Origin of the sequence: Halomonas sp. H10-59 (assembly GCF_040070555.1) — a bacterium.
GTDB classification, from domain to species: Bacteria; Pseudomonadota; Gammaproteobacteria; order Pseudomonadales; family Halomonadaceae; genus Halomonas; species Halomonas litopenaei.
This window is the reverse complement of record NZ_CP098828.1, coordinates 701,366-719,748: the sequence shown is the minus strand read 5'-3', so window position 1 is coordinate 719,748 and position 18,383 is coordinate 701,366. Positions and strand designations below refer to the sequence as shown.

16 protein-coding genes are annotated in these 18,383 nt (G+C 64.3%); 10 read left to right on the top strand and 6 right to left on the bottom strand.

All coding sequences use genetic code 11. The features are described from left to right. Positions 1-320 precede the first annotated feature (320 nt). Entirely contained in the window at positions 321-1,541 is a 1,221-nt protein-coding gene (gene chrA / locus NFG57_RS03295) for a chromate efflux transporter (protein WP_124802805.1), read from the top strand. 256 nt (positions 1,542-1,797) lie between these two features. Here chrA and NFG57_RS03290 read toward each other — a convergent pair whose 3' ends face one another. Then, positions 1,798-2,514, bottom strand: a complete 717-nt coding sequence (locus NFG57_RS03290) for a DUF3581 family protein (RefSeq protein WP_108448031.1) — start codon at positions 2,512-2,514, stop codon at positions 1,798-1,800. Positions 2,515-2,772: 258 nt separating this feature from the next. Between NFG57_RS03290 and nhaD the strand changes: the two genes are divergently transcribed. The 5 genes from nhaD (at position 2,773) to NFG57_RS03265 (ending at position 9,988) form a co-directional block, all read left to right on the top strand. Further along, positions 2,773-4,251 (top strand): sodium:proton antiporter NhaD, encoded by a 1,479-nt coding sequence (gene nhaD / locus NFG57_RS03285; RefSeq protein WP_045991758.1) that lies wholly within the window; start codon positions 2,773-2,775, stop codon positions 4,249-4,251. Positions 4,252-4,510: 259 nt separating this feature from the next. Further along, entirely contained in the window at positions 4,511-5,023 is a 513-nt protein-coding gene (locus NFG57_RS03280) for a substrate-binding domain-containing protein (RefSeq protein ID WP_240184161.1), read from the top strand. After that, positions 4,992-6,212 carry a hypothetical protein gene (locus NFG57_RS03275; RefSeq protein WP_231498440.1) on the top strand — a complete coding sequence of 407 codons (1,221 nt, stop codon included), beginning with the start codon at positions 4,992-4,994 and terminating at the stop codon, positions 6,210-6,212. Before NFG57_RS03280 ends, NFG57_RS03275 begins: the two co-directional genes overlap by 32 nt. After that, on the top strand, positions 6,212-9,073 hold the full coding sequence (locus NFG57_RS03270) for an EAL domain-containing protein (RefSeq protein WP_124802807.1): 2,862 nt from the start codon (positions 6,212-6,214) through the stop codon (positions 9,071-9,073). The genes NFG57_RS03275 and NFG57_RS03270 overlap by 1 nt, the downstream gene beginning before the upstream one ends. A 105-nt stretch (positions 9,074-9,178) precedes the next feature. After that, positions 9,179-9,988 carry a PEP-CTERM/exosortase system-associated acyltransferase gene (locus NFG57_RS03265; RefSeq protein WP_052704270.1) on the top strand — a complete coding sequence of 270 codons (810 nt, stop codon included), beginning with the start codon at positions 9,179-9,181 and terminating at the stop codon, positions 9,986-9,988. Between the two features lie 68 nt (positions 9,989-10,056). On the opposite strand, the gene NFG57_RS03260 is transcribed toward NFG57_RS03265, so the two are convergent. The 5 genes from NFG57_RS03260 to nanR all read right to left on the bottom strand — a co-directional run bounded on the left by NFG57_RS03260 (position 10,057) and on the right by nanR (position 13,590). After that, the gene (locus NFG57_RS03260) at positions 10,057-11,286 is read right to left on the bottom strand and encodes a DUF3541 domain-containing protein (RefSeq protein WP_348815356.1); all 1,230 of its coding nucleotides are present in this window, start codon (positions 11,284-11,286) and stop codon (positions 10,057-10,059) included. Between the two features lie 55 nt (positions 11,287-11,341). Next, on the bottom strand, positions 11,342-11,617 hold the full coding sequence (locus tag NFG57_RS03255; protein WP_348815354.1) for a DUF2442 domain-containing protein: 276 nt from the start codon (positions 11,615-11,617) through the stop codon (positions 11,342-11,344). Further along, positions 11,598-11,840 (bottom strand): DUF4160 domain-containing protein, encoded by a 243-nt coding sequence (locus NFG57_RS03250; protein ID WP_348815353.1) that lies wholly within the window; start codon positions 11,838-11,840, stop codon positions 11,598-11,600. The genes NFG57_RS03255 and NFG57_RS03250 overlap by 20 nt, the downstream gene beginning before the upstream one ends. 131 nt (positions 11,841-11,971) lie before the next feature. Next, the gene (locus NFG57_RS03245; RefSeq protein WP_348816157.1) at positions 11,972-12,784 is read right to left on the bottom strand and encodes a trimeric intracellular cation channel family protein; all 813 of its coding nucleotides are present in this window, start codon (positions 12,782-12,784) and stop codon (positions 11,972-11,974) included. Positions 12,785-12,882: 98 nt separating this feature from the next. Beyond that, positions 12,883-13,590, bottom strand: a complete 708-nt coding sequence (gene nanR / locus NFG57_RS03240; protein WP_348815351.1) for a transcriptional regulator NanR — start codon at positions 13,588-13,590, stop codon at positions 12,883-12,885. A gap of 165 nt (positions 13,591-13,755) precedes the next feature. Between nanR and NFG57_RS03235 the strand changes: the two genes are divergently transcribed. Genes NFG57_RS03235 through NFG57_RS03220 form a run of 4 tightly spaced genes read left to right on the top strand, consistent with a single transcriptional unit; the run spans position 13,756 to position 18,344 of the window. Beyond that, a complete protein-coding gene (locus NFG57_RS03235; RefSeq protein WP_348815350.1) occupies positions 13,756-14,586 on the top strand; it encodes a phosphogluconate dehydrogenase C-terminal domain-containing protein in 831 nt (276 codons plus the stop codon). A 60-nt stretch (positions 14,587-14,646) separates the two neighbouring features. Continuing rightward, a complete protein-coding gene (locus NFG57_RS03230) occupies positions 14,647-15,912 on the top strand; it encodes a ribulose-bisphosphate carboxylase large subunit family protein (RefSeq protein WP_348815349.1) in 1,266 nt (421 codons plus the stop codon). Continuing rightward, positions 15,909-17,267, top strand: coding sequence for a four-carbon acid sugar kinase family protein (locus NFG57_RS03225; RefSeq protein WP_348815347.1), 1,359 nt, complete (start codon positions 15,909-15,911; stop codon positions 17,265-17,267). The genes NFG57_RS03230 and NFG57_RS03225 overlap by 4 nt, the downstream gene beginning before the upstream one ends. A 60-nt stretch (positions 17,268-17,327) precedes the next feature. Next, positions 17,328-18,344 (top strand): TRAP transporter substrate-binding protein, encoded by a 1,017-nt coding sequence (locus tag NFG57_RS03220; protein WP_045991765.1) that lies wholly within the window; start codon positions 17,328-17,330, stop codon positions 18,342-18,344. Positions 18,345-18,383 lie beyond the last annotated feature (39 nt).

Below are 18,383 nucleotides of genomic sequence, written 5' to 3'. Positions count from 1 at the left end.
CCCGTAAACTGCGCTTTCTCACCGATTTTTGCCTTGTCTAACCTTCGCTCGTCGACTTTTTGGACAGCGCCTAAGGCTTGCCTGAAAAGTGCCGGCGCTGGCTCACTGACGGGATAAGGCCCTGGCCGAAGGGCTAGTCGGCCAGACTGGAGATAGAGCGGAGATAGAGTGGAGATTGAATTGAGATAGGGTGGAGACAGAGCGCAGACAGAGAGGGGGCATGACGCCCCCTGTCCATGCCACCTGCCTTCCGTTATCTCTTTTCATTTCACTGTCACCTCGAGGTGACAGACTGGACTGCCACTTCTCGCGGTGACGTCATGGAACACAGCCCTCAACAATCGCAACAACCCCTCCGACAACAGCCGCGACGCCACCTGGATATCTTTCTGACCTTCCTTGGCCTCGGGCTGACGTCCTTCGGCGGTCCGGTCGCTCATCTGGGGTACTTCCATCAGGTCTTCGTCAAGCGCCGAGCCTGGCTGAGCGAATCCGCCTACGCCGAACTGGTGGCGCTGTGCCAATTTCTTCCCGGCCCGGCCAGCAGCCAGGTGGGGCTTGCCATCGGACTGATCCGCGGCGGCCTGGTCGGCGCCCTGCTGGCCTGGCTCGCCTTCACCCTGCCCTCGGCACTGGCGATGATGGCCTTCGCCTATGGTGCCGGTGCCATGGACGGCGCCCTTGGCGAAGCGCTGATCCACTCGCTCAAGCTGGTCGCCGTGGTGGTCGTCGCCCAGGCCCTGACCGGCATGGCCCGCAGCCTCTGCCCGGATCTTCCCCGTGCCGGGATGGCGCTGGTGGCGCTTGCCATCATGCTGGTCGTCGGCGGCATCGGCGCCCAGGTGGCGGTCATCGTGCTGGGAGCCCTGGCAGGTCTCCTGCTGCTGGAAGGCGCGACGTCAACGTCGACCGACGACGCTGGCGTGCCGGCACCATCGCTGGCGTCCTGGGCGAGTCCCGTTGCCCTGGTGCTGTTCGCGCTGCTGCTGGGAGGGCTGCCCCTGCTGCACTGGCTCTCGCCCAACGCCTGGACGACGCTGGCCGACGGTTTCTATCGCGCCGGCGCACTGGTGTTTGGCGGGGGCCATGTGGTGTTGCCGCTGCTGGACGCCGAGGTGGTCGGCCGCGGGCTGGTCTCGACTCAGGAGTTTACGGCTGGCTACGGCGCCGCTCAGGCTGTTCCGGGGCCGCTGTTCACCTTCGCCGCCTATCTGGGCAGCGTTGCCGGCGGCGTGTGGGCGGGCGCCCTGGCGCTGGTCGCCATCTTCCTTCCCGGGGCCCTGCTGGTGATCGGGCTGTTGCCGGCCTGGCAACGGCTCGGCCGTCGCCCTCGCCTGAGGGCAGCCATGAGCGGTGCCAACGCCGCCGTGGTCGGGCTGCTGGGGGCCGCCTTCATCGATCCGGTGTGGCAAAGCGCCATCGTCTCGACCCTCGACGTGGCGATCGTAGTGGCAGGATTCGTGCTGCTGAAGCGGCTGCCGGTGTGGGCACTGGTGCTGGCGTTTCTGGCGTTGGGGCTGGTCAGGGGGCTGCTGGGCTAGGGCTTGTCTGAAAAGTGCCTGCACTCGGTAATACGGCGTTAAAAATCGGCTGGTGCGCCAGCCCGGTCAAAATGCTCATTTACACCCCGTAAACTGCGCTTTCTCACCGATTTTTGCCTTGTCTAACCTTCGCTCGTCGACTTTTCGGGCAGCGCCTAGGGCTTGGCGGGTACGAAAGGTGCCTGCCTGCCCATGAAGAAGGTGTCGCTCCCGACGCCGGCGATACCAGCAGCCGGCCGTCAGGTCCGGCCCGGACTCAGCAGGGAGTGCCGGCGTGATCCCGCTTCAACTGGTAGAACTGGTCGACGATGTCGTCCATGGCCTCGGCGTCATAGGGACACAGGCCACTGACCACCAGCTTCTTGCCACCATGACCGATACTTTCTCCAGCGGCGTCGATGGCGAACTCGAGGTGCACGTCACCGCGCTTGCCGATGACCTCCAGGCGGGAATCCAGCAGCCGCAACGCCGGCTCCAGCGCATCCAGTCGCGTCAGCGAAAAGCCCATGCTGTCGTAGATCACCAGCGGCCGCTTGGGATTGAACATGACACCGCAGTCTTCCATCAGCGGCTTCATGTAGTGAGGAAAGTTCTTTCCCGAAAACGCCACGTAGCAGCGCGTGAAGGCTTCGACGACGCTCTCGTCGAAGGTCACCTCTCCGCGCCGTTCGACCTCCAGATAGCACTTGCCGTCATCGTCCAGCACCCGTATCACCCGGTCGCCTTCCTCGCGAAAACTGAGCGCCCGATCCGCCCCCACCATGGCGAGAAAGCGAAAGTTCATGTGCGGCGACAGTCCGAAACGCTTCAGCACCAGAGCGAACAACAGGTCGCCCGGTACGCAGAACCGCCGTGCGCCCGGTGTGTGAATGGGGTTGAAGTCGCCGGCTATGCACTTGGCGAAGCGGCTCGCCTGGTCAGCGGAAATCACGATGCGATCATCGACGCAGGAGTGGTAGTCATCAAGAAACATGGAGCAGGCGCCTGGCTGAAACTGAAGATGGAGCTCCCGGAGGCTCTCCAGGCGAGCATGATGCCACAGAACCTGCCGAGATGAGCACCGCCGGCATCAACTAGCACAGATTCTTGCCCCGACAACCGGACAGGGCCTCACTACTCCTACCAAAGGTGCATTCCAGCGCGCCTTTGGCAGCATATTGCAGTGCAAAACGCTGTGGTAGTCTCGACGTCGATTTCTCCCTTTCTCATTCACTTTCAGGATGACATCGTCATGCATAATTATGACAACAAGAGGATACGACGACCGGGTCGCTGGCTCGTCCTCGCCGCTCTGCTGTTGATGGGGCTCACCCTGGCGGGAGCCAGCCAGGCGGTGACCGGAGAACTCGACCTCACCGGCTCCTTCGCCGGCTTTCTGGCGGTGGCCATCTTCGTGCTGGCCTACGCCCTGGTGATGGCGGAAGAAAAGCTGCACATGCGCAAGTCCAAGCCCGTGCTGGTGGCGGCAGGCCTTATCTGGGCGCTGATCGGCTGGACCTACGTGCAATCCGGTATGCCGGATGAGGCCGAGCATGCCTTCCATATGACGCTGCTGGAATTCTCCGAGCTGATGCTGTTCCTGCTGGTAGCGATGACCTACATCAACGCCATGGACGAGCGCCGGATCTTCGATGGCCTGCGTTCCTGGATGGTCCAGAAAGGCTTCAGCTACCGCACCCTGTTCTGGCTCACCGGCGGCCTTGCCTTCGTCATCTCGCCGATCGCCGACAACCTGACCACGGCGTTGCTGATGTGTGCGGTGGTGACCAAGGTGGCCGAAGGTGACAAGCGCTTCATCAATCTCTGCTGTATCAACATCGTGGTCGCAGCCAACGCAGGTGGCGCCTTCAGCCCCTTCGGCGACATCACCACCCTGATGGTCTGGCAGGCCGGCCTGATCGAATTTCAGGAGTTCTTCGAACTGCTGATTCCCTCGCTGATCAACTTTGTGGTCCCGGCGGTGGTGATGAGCTTCTTCATCCACAATCGCACCCCGGACAGCCTCGAGGAGACGGTGGAGCTCAAGCGTGGGGCACGCCGCATCATCGTCCTGTTCCTGCTCACGGTGGCCACCGCCGTTGCCTGCCACACCCTGCTGCACCTGCCGCCGGTGCTTGGCATGATGACCGGACTGGGCTATCTGCAGTTCTTTGGCTTCTATCTGCGCAAGAGCCTGCCCAAGTCGCTGGACCGCAAGCGCACCGTCTATACCCAGAAGGGCGACTGGAAGAAGCTCGAGCAACTCGGCAGCGTGGTCCCCTTCGATGTGTTCAACCGGGTCGCCCGGGCTGAGTGGGACACCCTGCTGTTCTTCTATGGTGTCGTCATGTGCGTTGGCGGTCTTGGCTTCATGGGCTATCTCGGACTGCTGTCTGACGTGATGTACAACCAGTGGGACGCGACCTGGGCCAATATCGCGCTCGGTGTCATTTCGGCGGTGGTCGACAACATTCCGGTGATGTTCGCGGTACTGACCATGGAGCCAGAGATGTCCCACGGCCACTGGCTGTTGATCACCCTGACCGCTGGCGTCGGTGGTAGCCTGCTGTCGATCGGTTCCGCTGCTGGCGTCGCGCTGATGGGCCAGGCACGCGGCTATTACACCTTCATGGGCCACCTGCGCTGGGCCCCGGTGATCGCGCTGGGCTACGCCGCCAGCGTCGCGGCGCACCTGTGGTTGAACCAGGCCAGCTTCGCCATTCAGGGCTGAATCCCGGCCGTCCCTCTCTCTGCCATGCCACCTTCGCAAGCACCACATCGCCTTGCGTTGGTGGCATAAACTCTTTACTACCTCTCTTTTCCCCCACAGTGACTCACCTTAGGATAAGCTTGTTAATGCACAAGCTGGGCGCATTTGATGCGTAACGACATCTGGCTATCTACCTATAAAGAGCGTTTTTCTGCGGCCAAGCCCAAGAAATGCGACGTCGCAAGGAAGCCATGCAGGGAATCCGGAGCACTATGACACAGTGGATGCCACTCTCCAGGTGGCGATTGTCCTCCATCGAGGCTGCAGAGAGGCTGCGTTGATGCGTCGGTTATCTCTTCGCCTCCTGTTCTGCATCTGGACGGTCCTGATCTCCGGAGGGCTGGCCAGCACGGCTGCGTGGGGAAAGACCGCAGACGAGGTGGTGGTCATTTCTCATCCTGGCCTTGCCCTGAGCGAGCTCGACCGCGATACCTTGCGGGCGATCTTTGCCATGCGCCTGCGCACCTGGCCCAGCGGGCAAGGCGCGGAGGTGTACGTCCTGGCCAGTGATGACCCCGTCCACGCCACCTTCGTCAAGGAATGGCTGTCTGTCTATCCTCACCAGTTGCAGCTGGCCTGGGACCGCATCGTCTTTTCGGGTACCGGGCAGGCGCCACATCGTGTGCGCAGTCAGCAAGACATGATCGACACGGTGGCCACCACCCCCGGAGCCATCGGCTACATCGAAAGGGAGTATCTGGATGAGCGCGTCCAAGCCATTGCCAGGGATTAGGTCGGTGGGATGCCGCCTGGGGCTGCTGGCGCCTTCGCTGCTGGTGCCGCTGCTGCTGGTGTCCACCGCACAGGCGTCCCCCCTGGACACCTTCCAGGTGCACGGTTTTCTGAGCCAGGCGCTGGTGATCACCGACGACAACAACATGTTCGGCGACAGCAGCGATAGTGGCGGCAGCTGGGACTACACGGAGCTCGGCATCAACGCCTCCATCCGACCCACCGAGAACCTGCTGCTGGCCGCCCAGGCCCTGAGCCGGCGCGCCGGCGAGGTCGACAACGGTTCGGTGGAACTCGACTACGGTATCGTCGACTGGCAGATGCTGTCCGACCGCGATCGCACCTTCGGCATTCAGGTCGGGCGCTTCAAGAATCCCTTCGGCTTCTACAACCAGACCCGGGATGTGGCCTTTACCCGCCCCAGCATTCTGCTGCCACAGTCGATCTATTTCGACCGCACCCGTTCCCTGGGGCTGTCTGCCGACGGCGTCAGCCTCTACCACGAAGAGCGCATCGACAACGGCGTGATCCATGCCCAGCTGGGTGTCGGCCAGGCGCAGGTGGATGACGATGTGGAAGAGGTGCTGGGGCTCGATGTGTTGCCCGGCTCCTTCGACGCCGACACCTCGGCGGTAGGCCAGGTGCGCTACGAACACGACGGCGGTCGCATGGTATTTGCCGTCAGCGCGGCTTCGGTCAAGGCCGACTACGATTCCCCCGGTGCCTTTCCCGGAGACGGCAAGCTCGATTTCCAGCCGTGGATCTTCTCTGCTCAATACAACGCCGAGCTGTGGAGCCTGACCGCGGAGTACGCGCTGCGCGACGTCAGCCTCACCGGCTTCGACGCCTTCGAGGACAACGAGAACCAGGGTGAAAGCTGGTACGTGCAATATCGCCGGCGCTTCCTCGACGACTGGCGCTGGCTGGTCCGCTACGACAGCCTGGTCAACGACCGCGACGACCGCAACGGCACCGACTACGAACGCGAAGGCCGTGGTCCGGCCCACTCCCAGTACGCCAATGACTGGACCTTCGGTCTGCAATGGCAGCCCCATTCACGGGTCATGCTGGCGGGCGAGTATCACTATGTGGACGGGACCGCCTGGCTGCCGGTTCAGGATAATCCAGATCCTGAAGACACCGAGCGACGTTGGAACATGTGGCTCTTCCAGCTCTCGTTGAGGTTCTGATGCCGGTTACCAGCCCGTCACGCCCCGAGCGCCTTCGCCTGGGCCTCACATGGCGAGTGGTCACCCTCACCAGCCTTTTGCTGGTGGCGTTGGCAGTGCTGTTCACCTACCTGTCTCACACCAACCTGACACGTCAGTTCACCGCCACGCGTCAGGAGCAGATCGAGCGCCAGCAGCGTGAGCTCGAGTTCGCCATCCGCCGTTCGGAAAAAGGGTTGCAGCAGCTGGCGGGACTGATCGCGGCCTCTCCCGACCTGGGCCCTGCGCTGGAGCAGGGGGCCCCGCCGTCACCGCCCGAGGCGCTGTCCCCTGCGTTGGCCTCACTGTGGCCCTCGCTCCAGCTGGAGGCGGGTATCGAACAGATGCTGGTCTACGATGATCGCACCCGTGCGGTCATGTCGCTGGGGCTCGAACCAGGCCAGTCGCCGCCGCCTCATTATCGGCGCTGGGTGGAAAGCGTCATGTCCCGGGAGCTCCCCCTGTCGCCGCTCGAGTGCTCTCCCGAGTGCCGCCAGTATGCCGTGGTCCCGATACTGGCCAGCGGCGGCAGCGCAGGCACCCTGCTGCTGTCTCGCTCGTTGGCGGACGTCGCCCGCCAGACTCGCGAGATATCCACCAGCGAGGTCGCCCTGATCAGCGTCGATACCAGCGCCACCGAAGCCGCCTTTGAACCACGTCGACTGGACGGCTGGAAGGGACGGGTACAGGCGGTGACCAACGCCTCACAGAGCCTGCCGCTGCTGCACCAGGCCAGTCGAAAAGGTTCCCTCGAGGCATTGGCGCAGGAACCCCTGCGCCTCGAACAGCAGGGACGTCATCTGGAGCTTTCCGCCGTCCCGCTGACCTCGTCCTCCGGGGCTCGTGCACCCGCCTATTTCGTGCTGATCTCGGACATCACCACCCAGATCCATGCCATCCAGCTGGATACCCGGACCCAGATGATGGCCAGTCTGTTTGGCTGGCTGTCTGCCGAACTCCTGCTGCTGGCGATCCTGCTGCGTCCCATGGCTCGACTGCGCCGGGTGGCCTCGGTGCTGCCGCCGCTGGCCAGTGGTGGCTTTTCCCAGGCGCGCGAAGCCTTGCCGCTGGCGCCACGTCGCCTGCCGGACGAGATCGACGTGCTGGAATCCAGCACCCTGACCCTGGCCGACAAGCTCGAGCGCCTGCAGCGCCAGGTGGCTCAGCGGGGGGATGAGCTGGCACGTCGTATCGATGAATTGGCCAGGGAGCGGGACTTTGTCAGCAATCTGATCGATACCGCCCAGGTGCATATCCTCACGCTGGACGAAGAGGGGCGCATCGACATGGTCAACGACTACCTCAAGGACCAGCTCGGCTGCCCCTCCCAGGAACTGCTGGGGCGTCGTTTCGACGACATCTTCGGCGCAGGCCCGGGGGACAGCGAGCCCAGCCAGCCCTTGCATCAGGAAGAACGCACCCTGACCCTTCCCGATGGGGAGCCACGCACCATCATCTGGTACCACAGCCCGCTGAAGAGCGGTGCCAAAGCCTCCCTGGCACGCATATCGGTGGGACTTGATATCACCGAGCGCAAAGCCGCCGAGGCCAGACTGACCTGGCTCGCCGAGCGCGATCCGCTGACCGAGCTCTACAATCGTCGCTTCTTCCTGGAGTCGCTGCGCAAGGCCCTGGCCCGTGACGAGCAGGGTGTGGTCATGCTGCTGGACCTTGACCAGTTCAAGGAGGTCAACGAGCTCAGCGGCCATCATGCCGGGGATCGCATGCTGCATACCGTGGCCCGCCTGCTGCAGCAGGAGTACGCCCACCGAGGGGTCATCTCGCGCCTCGGCGGCGACGAATTCGCCCTGCTGCTGCCTGGGGTCGACGACGACCACGCGATCCGCGTCGCCCAGCACCTCAACCAGTTGTTCGAGAGCCTCGGGTTCGTCGCCGAAGGACGTCGCCACCGGGTCACCGCGAGCATCGGCATCGTCCCCTTCCCCACCGAAGGCGCCACCCCCGCCGACCTGATGGCCAGCGCAGACGTAGCCATGTACAAGGCCAAGGCCAGCAACCTGCAACGCTGGCACCTGCTGGCCACTCTGGAAAATGCCCGGGATGAGCTCAACGAGCGTGTCTACTGGGTCGACCGTATTCGCCGAGCCCTGGTGGAGGGTGACTTCGTGCTGATGGTGCAGCCCATCGTGCGGCTGGAGGATCGCTCGATCCGCCACTACGAGGTGCTGCTGCGCATGCGCGACGACGATGGCAGCCTGATATCACCGGCACGCTTCATCCCAGTGGCCGAACATTCAGGCCAGATCGTGGCGATCGATCGCTGGGTGCTGCATCACTGCGTGCATGCCCTGGCGAGGCTCGAGGGCATCAGCCTGGCGGTCAACCTGTCGGGACAGTCGCTCCACGACGAAGGGCTGAAGCAGTACCTGGCCAACCTGCTGACGGTCAGTCAGGCCGATCCCCATCATCTGGTGCTGGAAGTTACCGAGACCGCCGCCGTCACCGACTTCTCCACCGCCCGCGGGGTGCTGCAGAGCGTGCGTGATCTAGGCTGTCGGACCGCGCTGGACGACTTCGGCGTCGGTTTCTCGAGTTTCCACTATCTGGGCCAGTTGCCGGTGGACTATATCAAGATCGATGGCTCCTTCATCCGCAGCCTGGCGACCAATCCCGACAGCCGTGTCATCGTCAAGGCGGTGTCGGACATCGCCACCGGCTTCGGCAAACAGGCCGTTGCGGAGTTCGTCGACCAGGAGGCGCTGATTCCGCTGCTGTCGTCCTACAACATCACCTATGGCCAGGGGTATCACCTTGGCCGTCCTGTGCCCTTCAAAGAGGTCTTCGCCTTCGATCCAGTGATCGACATCGATTCGGTAAACTAGTGCATATTGAATGGGTATTATCATAGACAGGGTGTACCGGAGCAGGGAGCCGGACGCCCGCCGGGCCTTTAGGGCCCGGCTATAACAACACGGAGGTGATCCCCCATGCCAGCAGCAGACACCGAGAGGCCATCCCGGCAACAGCGCCTGCTGGAGCAGTTCGCCGACCAGTTCCGGGTGATCCTGGTAAAGACGGTCGCGGACAGGGAGCGGGTCTATTCGCTGCGCCATGACGTCTTTCTACGTGAGCTTCAATACGCCCTGCCAGGCGACAGTGACAAGCAACAGGAGCATGATGACTTCGATGAACAGGCCATCCACTGCCTGGTCGAACATCGCTCAAGCGGTCTCGCGGCGGGCTGCGTGCGACTGGTATTTCCCCCCGTCGATCGTCCGGATGACCTGCCGGTGATGAACGCCACCCGCAGCGTCTTCACGGCGCCTTCGCTACATCCGCGACAGCACGACGGGCGCCAGATCGCCGAAATTTCTCGCCTGGCGATCTCGCGGCTTTTCCGGGCCCCAAGCAAGGGCGAAGAAACGCTGCCGGTACAGTTTCCTCCGGAGGAACGCCAGGCATTTCCGTTGATCGTCACCGGCCTGTTCTTGAGCGCCCACGCCCTTGCCGGCCTGACCGCACGGCGACACCTCTACGCCCTGATGGAGCCTCCCCTGGCGCGGCTGTTGACCCTGTCCGGCTTTCGTTTCCAGCCGGTGAGCGACACCATCCACTACTGCGGTACCCGGCGTGCCTACTACATCGACAACGAATGCGCCGAGCGCGAACGCAATCCGCTGCTGACGCCGCTTTACCTTCGTCTGCACGAGTCACTGGGGGCCCAGTTGCCCGCCACCCGGGACCACCTCGACGGACTGGGGAGCCTGTGGCGCTCGACGTCGAGCTGCCGGGTATAGCGAGGCATCGGTCGAGTGCCTGGCCTCTCGACCCGACCCTTGAGCGGACTTCCGACCTGACCTCCAACTCAGTCCTCTGGCGACGTTGCCAGGGACCGGCCAGGCAGTCGGCAGTTACGCTCCTCGGAGATGTCCTTGAGGACCAGCCGGGGCCCTGAATACAACCGCCCGTCCCACCCCAGCGTCATGATCGCCAGCACATTGCGATGCTCACCTTCGCCCAGATCGAACCCGCCGTCGGTAGCGGGCAGGATGCCCGACTGCGGATCCCGTCGTGCCAGCAGCGCTTCATGCAGCACCGCCACCAGTGGATGATCGGCCTGCCCTGCCAACTGCAGCGACAGCGCCACCTCGGCGATGATATCGGCCTTGACCTGCAACAACGCCTCTCCCTGGCCGAGCAACGCCGCCACCGCCCAATCGAGCTCGCCGTCGGACAGCATCCGCTGGTAGTAGTGGCTCGCGGCGATGATGAAGTGGGTCAGGCCGTAGACCCAGTTGCGATATTCCGCCGGTGACAGCTCCTCGATCCGTCCGGGTGGATAACGGTCACGAAAGGCCCGGGCGAGTTCGCCACGCAGATCCACGATCCCCAGCTGGGCCAGGAAGGCGGCCTGGTTGGCCACCTGGGCGGCATACACCGACACCACCTCGGGGTCGGTCAGAAAGGCCCGCCAATCCACTGCGCCCACGGCCTGTTCAAGCGAGCGCCGGTCAGCCTCGGAAAGTTGTCCAAGCAAGCCGTGGTAGCGGGCCTGGGCCAGCCGAAACAGGATGCCCCGAGGCAGCATCATGTCGACATGTTCCGACAGCATGGCCTTGCGCCGACGCTGCTTGGGGCTGGTCTCGGGGTAGGCCGCCAGCAACTCGCGATTGCGCTGGCGAAGCCGGTCACTGTCCGCGACGGTGAAGGCGTCACGCGCGAGCTGATCGAGCAGACGTCGGCCGTAGGCATGATTGGCGCATAGGTAGGCAGGGTCACCGGTCACCCGCCACAACCGCTGGGCGTAGTGGCGCTGCTTGTCGGCGGGAAGAAGGTCGAAGGAGGTTTCATAGACGGCACGGATCTCGGCGGCGGCGCGCCTCTCGGCGATAGTACGACTCTCGCCAGCAGCACCGCTTTCGCCAACAGCAACACTTGCGCCAACCGCACCTGGAGATTGGCCGACAGGAGAAGATCGAGAGGCCGGCTCAGAAACCTGAGTCGAGGCAAAGACGGCAGTGTCGCTCGGCAATGACAACAGCGCCGGCGATGCGACGCTCAGCAGCAGCGTCATCGCACCGAATAGCGTGAACAAGCACGCTCGAAGCACCGAAGCGCCCTTCATGGTGGTTTTCAAGCCAGACGGCCGGTCAAGCGACGCTTTCGCGGCGGCGCGTCTGATCACCGCGACCGGCCAACAGACCTGCCACGGAGATATCTTCGTCCAGGGCCTCCCAGTGCAGCCCTTCTCCGCCGCCGATCAGCTCCCACTGCTCACGTTGCTCACGTGAGCCGTGTAATAGCCTGGGAAACCAGGCCAGCGGGATCGAAAGCTCTCGCCCATCATTCAGGGTGACGCAAAATGCATCGGAGGAGAATGCCACATCAACAGCCAGGGGTTCGGATTCAAGACGTAAAGTACGCATGCCATGCCTCCAGAAACTCTGCCTGGTGCCGTTCAACCAGCCGACAGAGCGGGGTGATTTCATGGGCACGCAGACGTTTGCTCGATTGCAGCTCGACCGGATCCAGCCAGAATTTCGCGACTTGATCGCCCGCCGCCACGTGAACATGGGGCGGCTCTCGTGGATCGCCTTCGTCGCTGTAGAAGAAAAACCGGCACGGGCCTTTTCTCAAGAGTGTCGGCATCACTCGCTCATGGGGGAGCGGCGTCCCCCTTGTCACCATGCAGGGGACAAATACATCGGCTCACTGAACAAGAGCATGGCACCTGCCACCTCGGTTGAACAGCGCGAACAAGTGAACGCGTCAGATCTCGCTCAGTCGATGTCCTCATCCTCGGGCCACAGGCGGGCAGCCTTGCTTCGGGAGACCATCCTCACCCGCATCTTGGGACGCGCGACGTCGGCGGACGATGCCGTCTCACGGGCCGACGTCAGCGGTGTGTCAATGCCATCGGCCGGCATCGCCGCCGGGTCAGCCGGCACCGCTGCGGCGTCGGCATCCGCCGTCCGACTCGACGCCGACTGGCCAGGAGATGGCTCGATCACCACCCAGGCCAGCACCGGCAGCGCCAGCTGCCAGCGGATTGCCGCGAGCCGCAGCCCCAGGGTGGTGACAAGCGACAGCAGAATGCCAAGCCTGGGGGCGCCGAGGCTTGCCAATGCCACGAAGACCACACCGCCGGCGATGGCGGCGGTGGCGTAGACCTCACGACACAGCACCATCGGCACCCGCCTTGCCAGCACGTCACGGATCATGCCGCCGGCCACCCCGGTAAACAGCCCCATCAACACCGCCACGACCCCCGAGGTCCCCAGCAGCATCGCCTTGTTGGCACCAATGATCACGAACAGCGCCAGACCAAAGGCGTCGGCCACCGGCAGCACCACCCGATTGAGGCGATGGATATAGTGAAATCCGACCAGCGCGCACAGCACCGTGGCCAGGATCACCCAAAGATAGGTCGGATCGCGGATCCAGAACACCGGGGCGACACCCAGCACCAGATCACGCAGGGTCCCTCCTCCGACGGCGGTCACCGCCGCCAGCACCAGCATGCCGATGGGATCCATGCGTGAGCGGCACGCCAGCAAGATGCCCGACAGGGCGAAGACCACCGTCCCCGCCATGTCCAGGGCGTAGACCAGATCACTATCCAAGGTCCCGTTCCTTCTCGATAAGTGTCGCCCGTCCGGGGCGAGCGTCAAAAGCGGGAATCAATGCGCCCTCAACTGGGAGCGTACACCGAACGCGCCCTTTCCAGATGACGCGTCATCTCGCGAATGGCGGCGCCCTCGTCGCCGTTCTTCAACGCCGCCAGGATGCGCTCGTGCTCCTCCAGCGTCACATGCTCGCTGCCCTTCCAGTGGATCAGCGAGGTATGGAACCTGGCCAGCCACTCGAACATCGCCCGACTGACCGCGATGAAGATAGGGTTGCCGGTGGTCTCCGCGATGGCAACATGAAACCCCATGTCCGCCGCGATAAAGGCATCGATGTCCTTGTTCAGCGCCACCCGCTGGCGCTCCACCAGCGCCTCGAGGCGCGCCAGATCCTTGGCGCCCACCTGCCGCGACGCCCGCGCCACCATGCCCACCTCGAAGAATAGCCGTGCCTCCTTGAGGTGTTCGAGCGAGGCGGGTTCGGTCGACAGCAGGTGCATCGCGGTCAGTTCGATCTGGGCCAGCATGCCGTCGGCACTGGGCGTCAACACCTTGGGCCGCTGCCCGTGGTGGATCGACACCAGCCCCAGTCGCTCCAGCGCCTGCATCGCTTCGCGGATGGCCGGCCGGCCGACCCCGAAGGTATCCATCAATTCCCGCTCAGAGGGCAGGCTGTCCCCCGGCGCATAGTCGCCGTTCAGCAGTTGCTGATACAGCCGATCGAACACCTCGTCGGACAGTTTGCGGCGAGAAATTTTCAACGAGTCGCTCATGGCCTCTACCTCGCGGCGCCAGGCCCCGCAGCATACCCATGCCAGCGGGCCTGGAACATGACACTCGACCAAGGTCGTGTTTGACAGCCTCGGCCACTTATATTGTCATCATACCAGTTGCAGCAAAGCTTGCCTCTTCCACTTTTTCACACAGGTTACCTGGCCATGACGACCATTGCCTTGATCGGTGCCGGCGGCAAGATGGGCGCCCGCCTCTCCCGCAATCTCAAGACTTCGGACTTCGACGTGCGTCACGTCGAGGTCAGCGAACAGGGCCGCCAACGGCTGCGCGACGAACTCGACATCGAGTGCGTCGACAGCCCCGAGCAAGCGGTGGCCGGCGCGGATGTAGTCATCCTGGCCGTTCCCGACACCCTGATCCAGAAGATTGCCGCCGAGCTGTCACCGTCGATCGAAGCCGGCACCATGGTGATCTGCCTGGACGCCGCCGCCCCCTTCGCCGGCCATCTGCCCGAGCGTGACGACCTGGTCTACTTCGTCACTCACCCTTGCCACCCCCCGATCTTCAACGACGAGACCACCCTCGAGGCCAAGCGCGACTATTTCGGCGGCAGCCATGCCACCCAGCATATCGTCAGCGCCCTGATGCAGGGGGACGAGCGCCACTTTGCCCTGGGCGAGGCCGTGGCCAGGACCATCTATGCCCCCGTCGGGCGCAGCCATCGCGTCAGCGTTGAACAGATGGCGCTGCTGGAACCCGGTCTGTCGGAAACGGTATGTGCCACACTGTTATCAGTGATGCGTGAAGCGATGGACGAAGTCGTGGATCGAGGCGTCAGCCATGAGTGCGCCAGGGACTTTCTGCTTGGCCATCTCAACATCCTCGGTGCGGTGATCTTCGATGAGCAGCCCGGCGCTTTCTCGGATGCATGCAACAAGGCGATCGAGAACGGCAAGCCGATGCTGATGCGCGATGACTGGAAGCGGGTGTTCGAGCCGGACGCCATCGCCGACAGCATTCAGCGCATCACCTGAGGGGCCACGCTCTCCACAGAGTCTGACGACAGCGCCATCGCGAGTATCAAGAGGCCAGGCATGAACCGAATCGAAGCCAGCTACCTGATCGAGACCCCCTTCGAGGTGGAGCAGGCCTGCCAGGTGATGGCCGGGGAGCAATCCTGCGGCACCTTCACCCGCCTGGCTGCGGAGACCGATGACTTTCGAAAGCGTCATGCGGCCAGGGTCGAGTCCATCGAATTGCTCGACAGCGGCGACGCGCCCTCACTGCCCATGCCAACCCGGCCCCAGCCGCCCGGCACCCGCTACCAGCGCGCCCGGGTGCGATTGTCCTGGCCCCTTGAGAACCTCGGTCCGTCGTTGACCACGCTGATGGCCACCCTCGCCGGCAATCTGTATGAACTCAAGGAATTCTCCGGGCTCAGGCTGCTCGACGTCAGCCTGCCCCACGCCTTTGCCGAGGCCTGCCCCGGGCCCCAGTTCGGCATCGACGGTACCCGCCGCCTCAGCGGCGTCGACCAGGGTCCCCTGATCGGCACCATCATCAAGCCCAGCGTCGGGCTCTCACCCGATGCCACCGCCGAGGTGGTGAAGGAACTGCTGGATGGCGGCATCGACTTCATCAAGGACGATGAACTCCAGGCCAACGGCCCGCACTGCCCGTTCACCGAGCGGGTCGACGCGATCATGCCGCTGGTGCTCGAACATGAGCAGCGCACCGGACGCAAGGTCATGGTGGCCTTCAACATCACCGGCGAGATCGACGAGATGCGCCGGCACCACGACCACGTGCTGGCCGCCGGCGGCAGCTGTGTGATGGTCGCCCTGAACGCGGTGGGTCTGGCCGGCGTCAGTCACCTGCGGCGCCACTGTGAGCTGCCCATCCACGGCCACCGCGCCGGCTGGGGCATGTTCAGCCGGGAGCCGCTGCTGGGCATGGACTTCGCCGCCTGGCAGACCTTCTGGCGCCTGGCCGGCGTCGATCACCTTCACGTCAATGGTCTGGCCAACAAGTTTTCGGAATCCGACGAAAGCGTCGCCGCCAGCGCCCGTGCCTGCCTGACACCGCTGTTCGAGCCCCCGGGACCGGCCCACACCGTGATGCCGGTATTCTCCTCCAACCAGACCGCCTGCCAGGCAATCGACACCTGTCGCGCCATGGGGGGCGGCAGCGACATGATCGTCACCGCAGGCGGCGGCATCATGGCCCACCCTGGAGGTATCGCCGCCGGCGTCAGAAGCCTGCGCCAGGCCTACGACGCCGCTGCACGCGGCATCTCGCTGTCCGACCACGCCCGTGACCATGGCGAATTGGCCCAGGCTCTGGAGACCTTCTGCCCATGAACGACCTGCTGCTGAGCTACTACGGCGATGATCTGACCGGCTCCACCGACGCGCTTGAAGCCCTGGCCTGCCAGGGCGTCCCCAGCGTACTGTTCACCGCTCGCCCCAGCGCCGAGCAGCGCGCGCGCTTCGATCATTGCCGTGCCCTGGGCCTGGCCGGCACCAGCCGCAGCGAGTCCAATGACTGGATGCGCCGCGAGCTCAAGCGATCCTTTCAGTGGCTGGCCGAACAGGGCGCGGCGCTGACCCACTACAAGACCTGCTCCACCTTCGACAGCAGCCCCGAGGTCGGCAGCATCGGTTGTGCCATGGAGGTGGCGCGCGGCGTCTTCGGCGAGACACCGATCCCACTGGTGGTGGGGGTGCCGCAGATGCGCCGCTACACCGTCTTCGGCGAGCTCTACGCCGCCTATCAGGATCAGATCTACCGCATCGATCGACACCCAGTGATGTCGCGCCACCCGGTCACCCCCATGCACGAGGCGGACCTGCGCCGCCACCTGGCCGCCCAGACCACTCTGCCGGTCGGCCTGATCGATGTGCCCAGTCTGGCCCAGCCGGATATCGACGAACGCGTGGATCACGCCCTCGCCGAGCATCCGGCGGTGCTGTTCGACGTGCTCGAGCCCCCCCATCAACAGGCGGTGGGTCATCAACTCTGGCGCACTCGCCCGCAGCAACAAGGCGGCAAGGGCGGCTTCGTGGTCGGCTCGTCCGGCGTCGAGTACGCCTTGCTCGCCGAGTGGCAACGCCTGGGGCTGGTGGAAGGGGGCGAGGACTTCACTCCGCCCCGTTCGGTCGAGCGCATCGCGGTGGTCTCCGGCAGCGTCTCCAGCACCACCGCACGCCAGATTCACTGGGCGGTCGAGCATGCCGGTTTTCAGCGCATCGAGCTCGACGCCCGCAGCCTGGCCATCCCCGCCCATCGCAACGAGGCCATGGCTACCGCCATCCTCAAGGCACTGGATGCCCTGAGCAGTGGCCGCAGCGTCATCCTGCACACCGCCATGGGACCCGACAGCCACGACGACAGCCTGGCCACCGAATCCAGCCGCCACAGTCTGGGCAAGGCCCTCGGCGAGATGCTCAAGGCGCTGGTGGACGATCAGGGGCTGACCCGGGTGTGCGTGGCCGGCGGCGACACCTCGAGCCATGCCATCACCGCCCTGAACATCCATGCCCTGACGGTCAAGATGCCGCTGCCGGACACCCCGGGTTCGCCGCTGTGCCAGGCCCACAGCGACGACCCGCGCTACCAGGATCTAGAGATCGCCTTCAAGGGCGGTCAGATCGGTGGCGACGACTACTTCGAGCGGCTAAGGCGAGGACGAGCCCTGGCCGACCACGAGCACTGATCCGGCCGTGCCACCGGGCACGGCCACACCCAAGCGTCATCCCGCAAAGAGGAAACAACAATGACGACGACTGTACGCCACGCAACACGCCGCCCCGCCTTTCACCTCAAGCCCTGCCTGCTGGCCGTGGCACTGGCCGGGTTTGCCCTGCCAGCGGCTGCCGCCCAGACCATCACCGTCGGCCACACCACCTCGGACAGCTCTCACTACTCCGAGGGTATCGATGCCTTCAAGGCGACCCTGGAGGAGCTGTCCGACGGCGAATTCACGGTCAACGAGCAGCCCTCCGGTGCGCTGGGCGGCGAGCGCGCCATGATCGAAGGCCTGCAGATCGGCACCATCGACGCCGTTGTCACCTCCACCGGGCCGCTGGGCAACTTCGTCCCCGAGACCTACGTGCTCGACCTGCCGTTTCTGTTCAAGGACTACGACCACGCCCGCTGCGTGCTGGATGGCGAGGTCGGCCAGGACCTGCTCGACAAGATCGGCGAGCACGATCTGGTGGGTCTTGCCTGGACCGAGAACGGCTTCCGCCACATGACCAACAGCCAGCGTGACATCGAGACCCCCGAAGATGCCCAGGGTCTCAAGATCCGCACCATGGAAAACGAGATGCACATGGCGGCGTTCAACGAGATGGGCGTGCATCCGACACCGATGGCCTTCCCGGAGCTGTTTACCGCGCTGCAGCAGGGCACCGTGGACGGCCAGGAAAACCCCATCTCGGTGATCCTCACCGGCAATCTGTGGGAGGTCCAGGATCGCCTGTCGCTGACCGGCCACGTCTATTCTCCGGCCATCATGCTGGCCTCGCCGATCCTCTGGGACGGCCTGTCCGATGAGCAGAAGGGCTGGTTCATGGAGGCCGCCCAGGCCGGCGCCGAGGCCACGCGAGCGATGGTGTCGAGACTCGAGACCGAAGGCGTCGAGGAACTCAAGGCCAAGGGCATGACCGTGGTCGATGACATCGACAAGTCCCAGTTCCAGGCCGCCGTCGAGCCCTCCTACTCGGTCTACACCGACGAGTACGGCTCGGAGATGCTCGATCGCATTCGCTCCAGCGACTGCGGCAGCTGATCGTCCACTGATCCTCGACTGACCTTCCCGCCCGAGCGC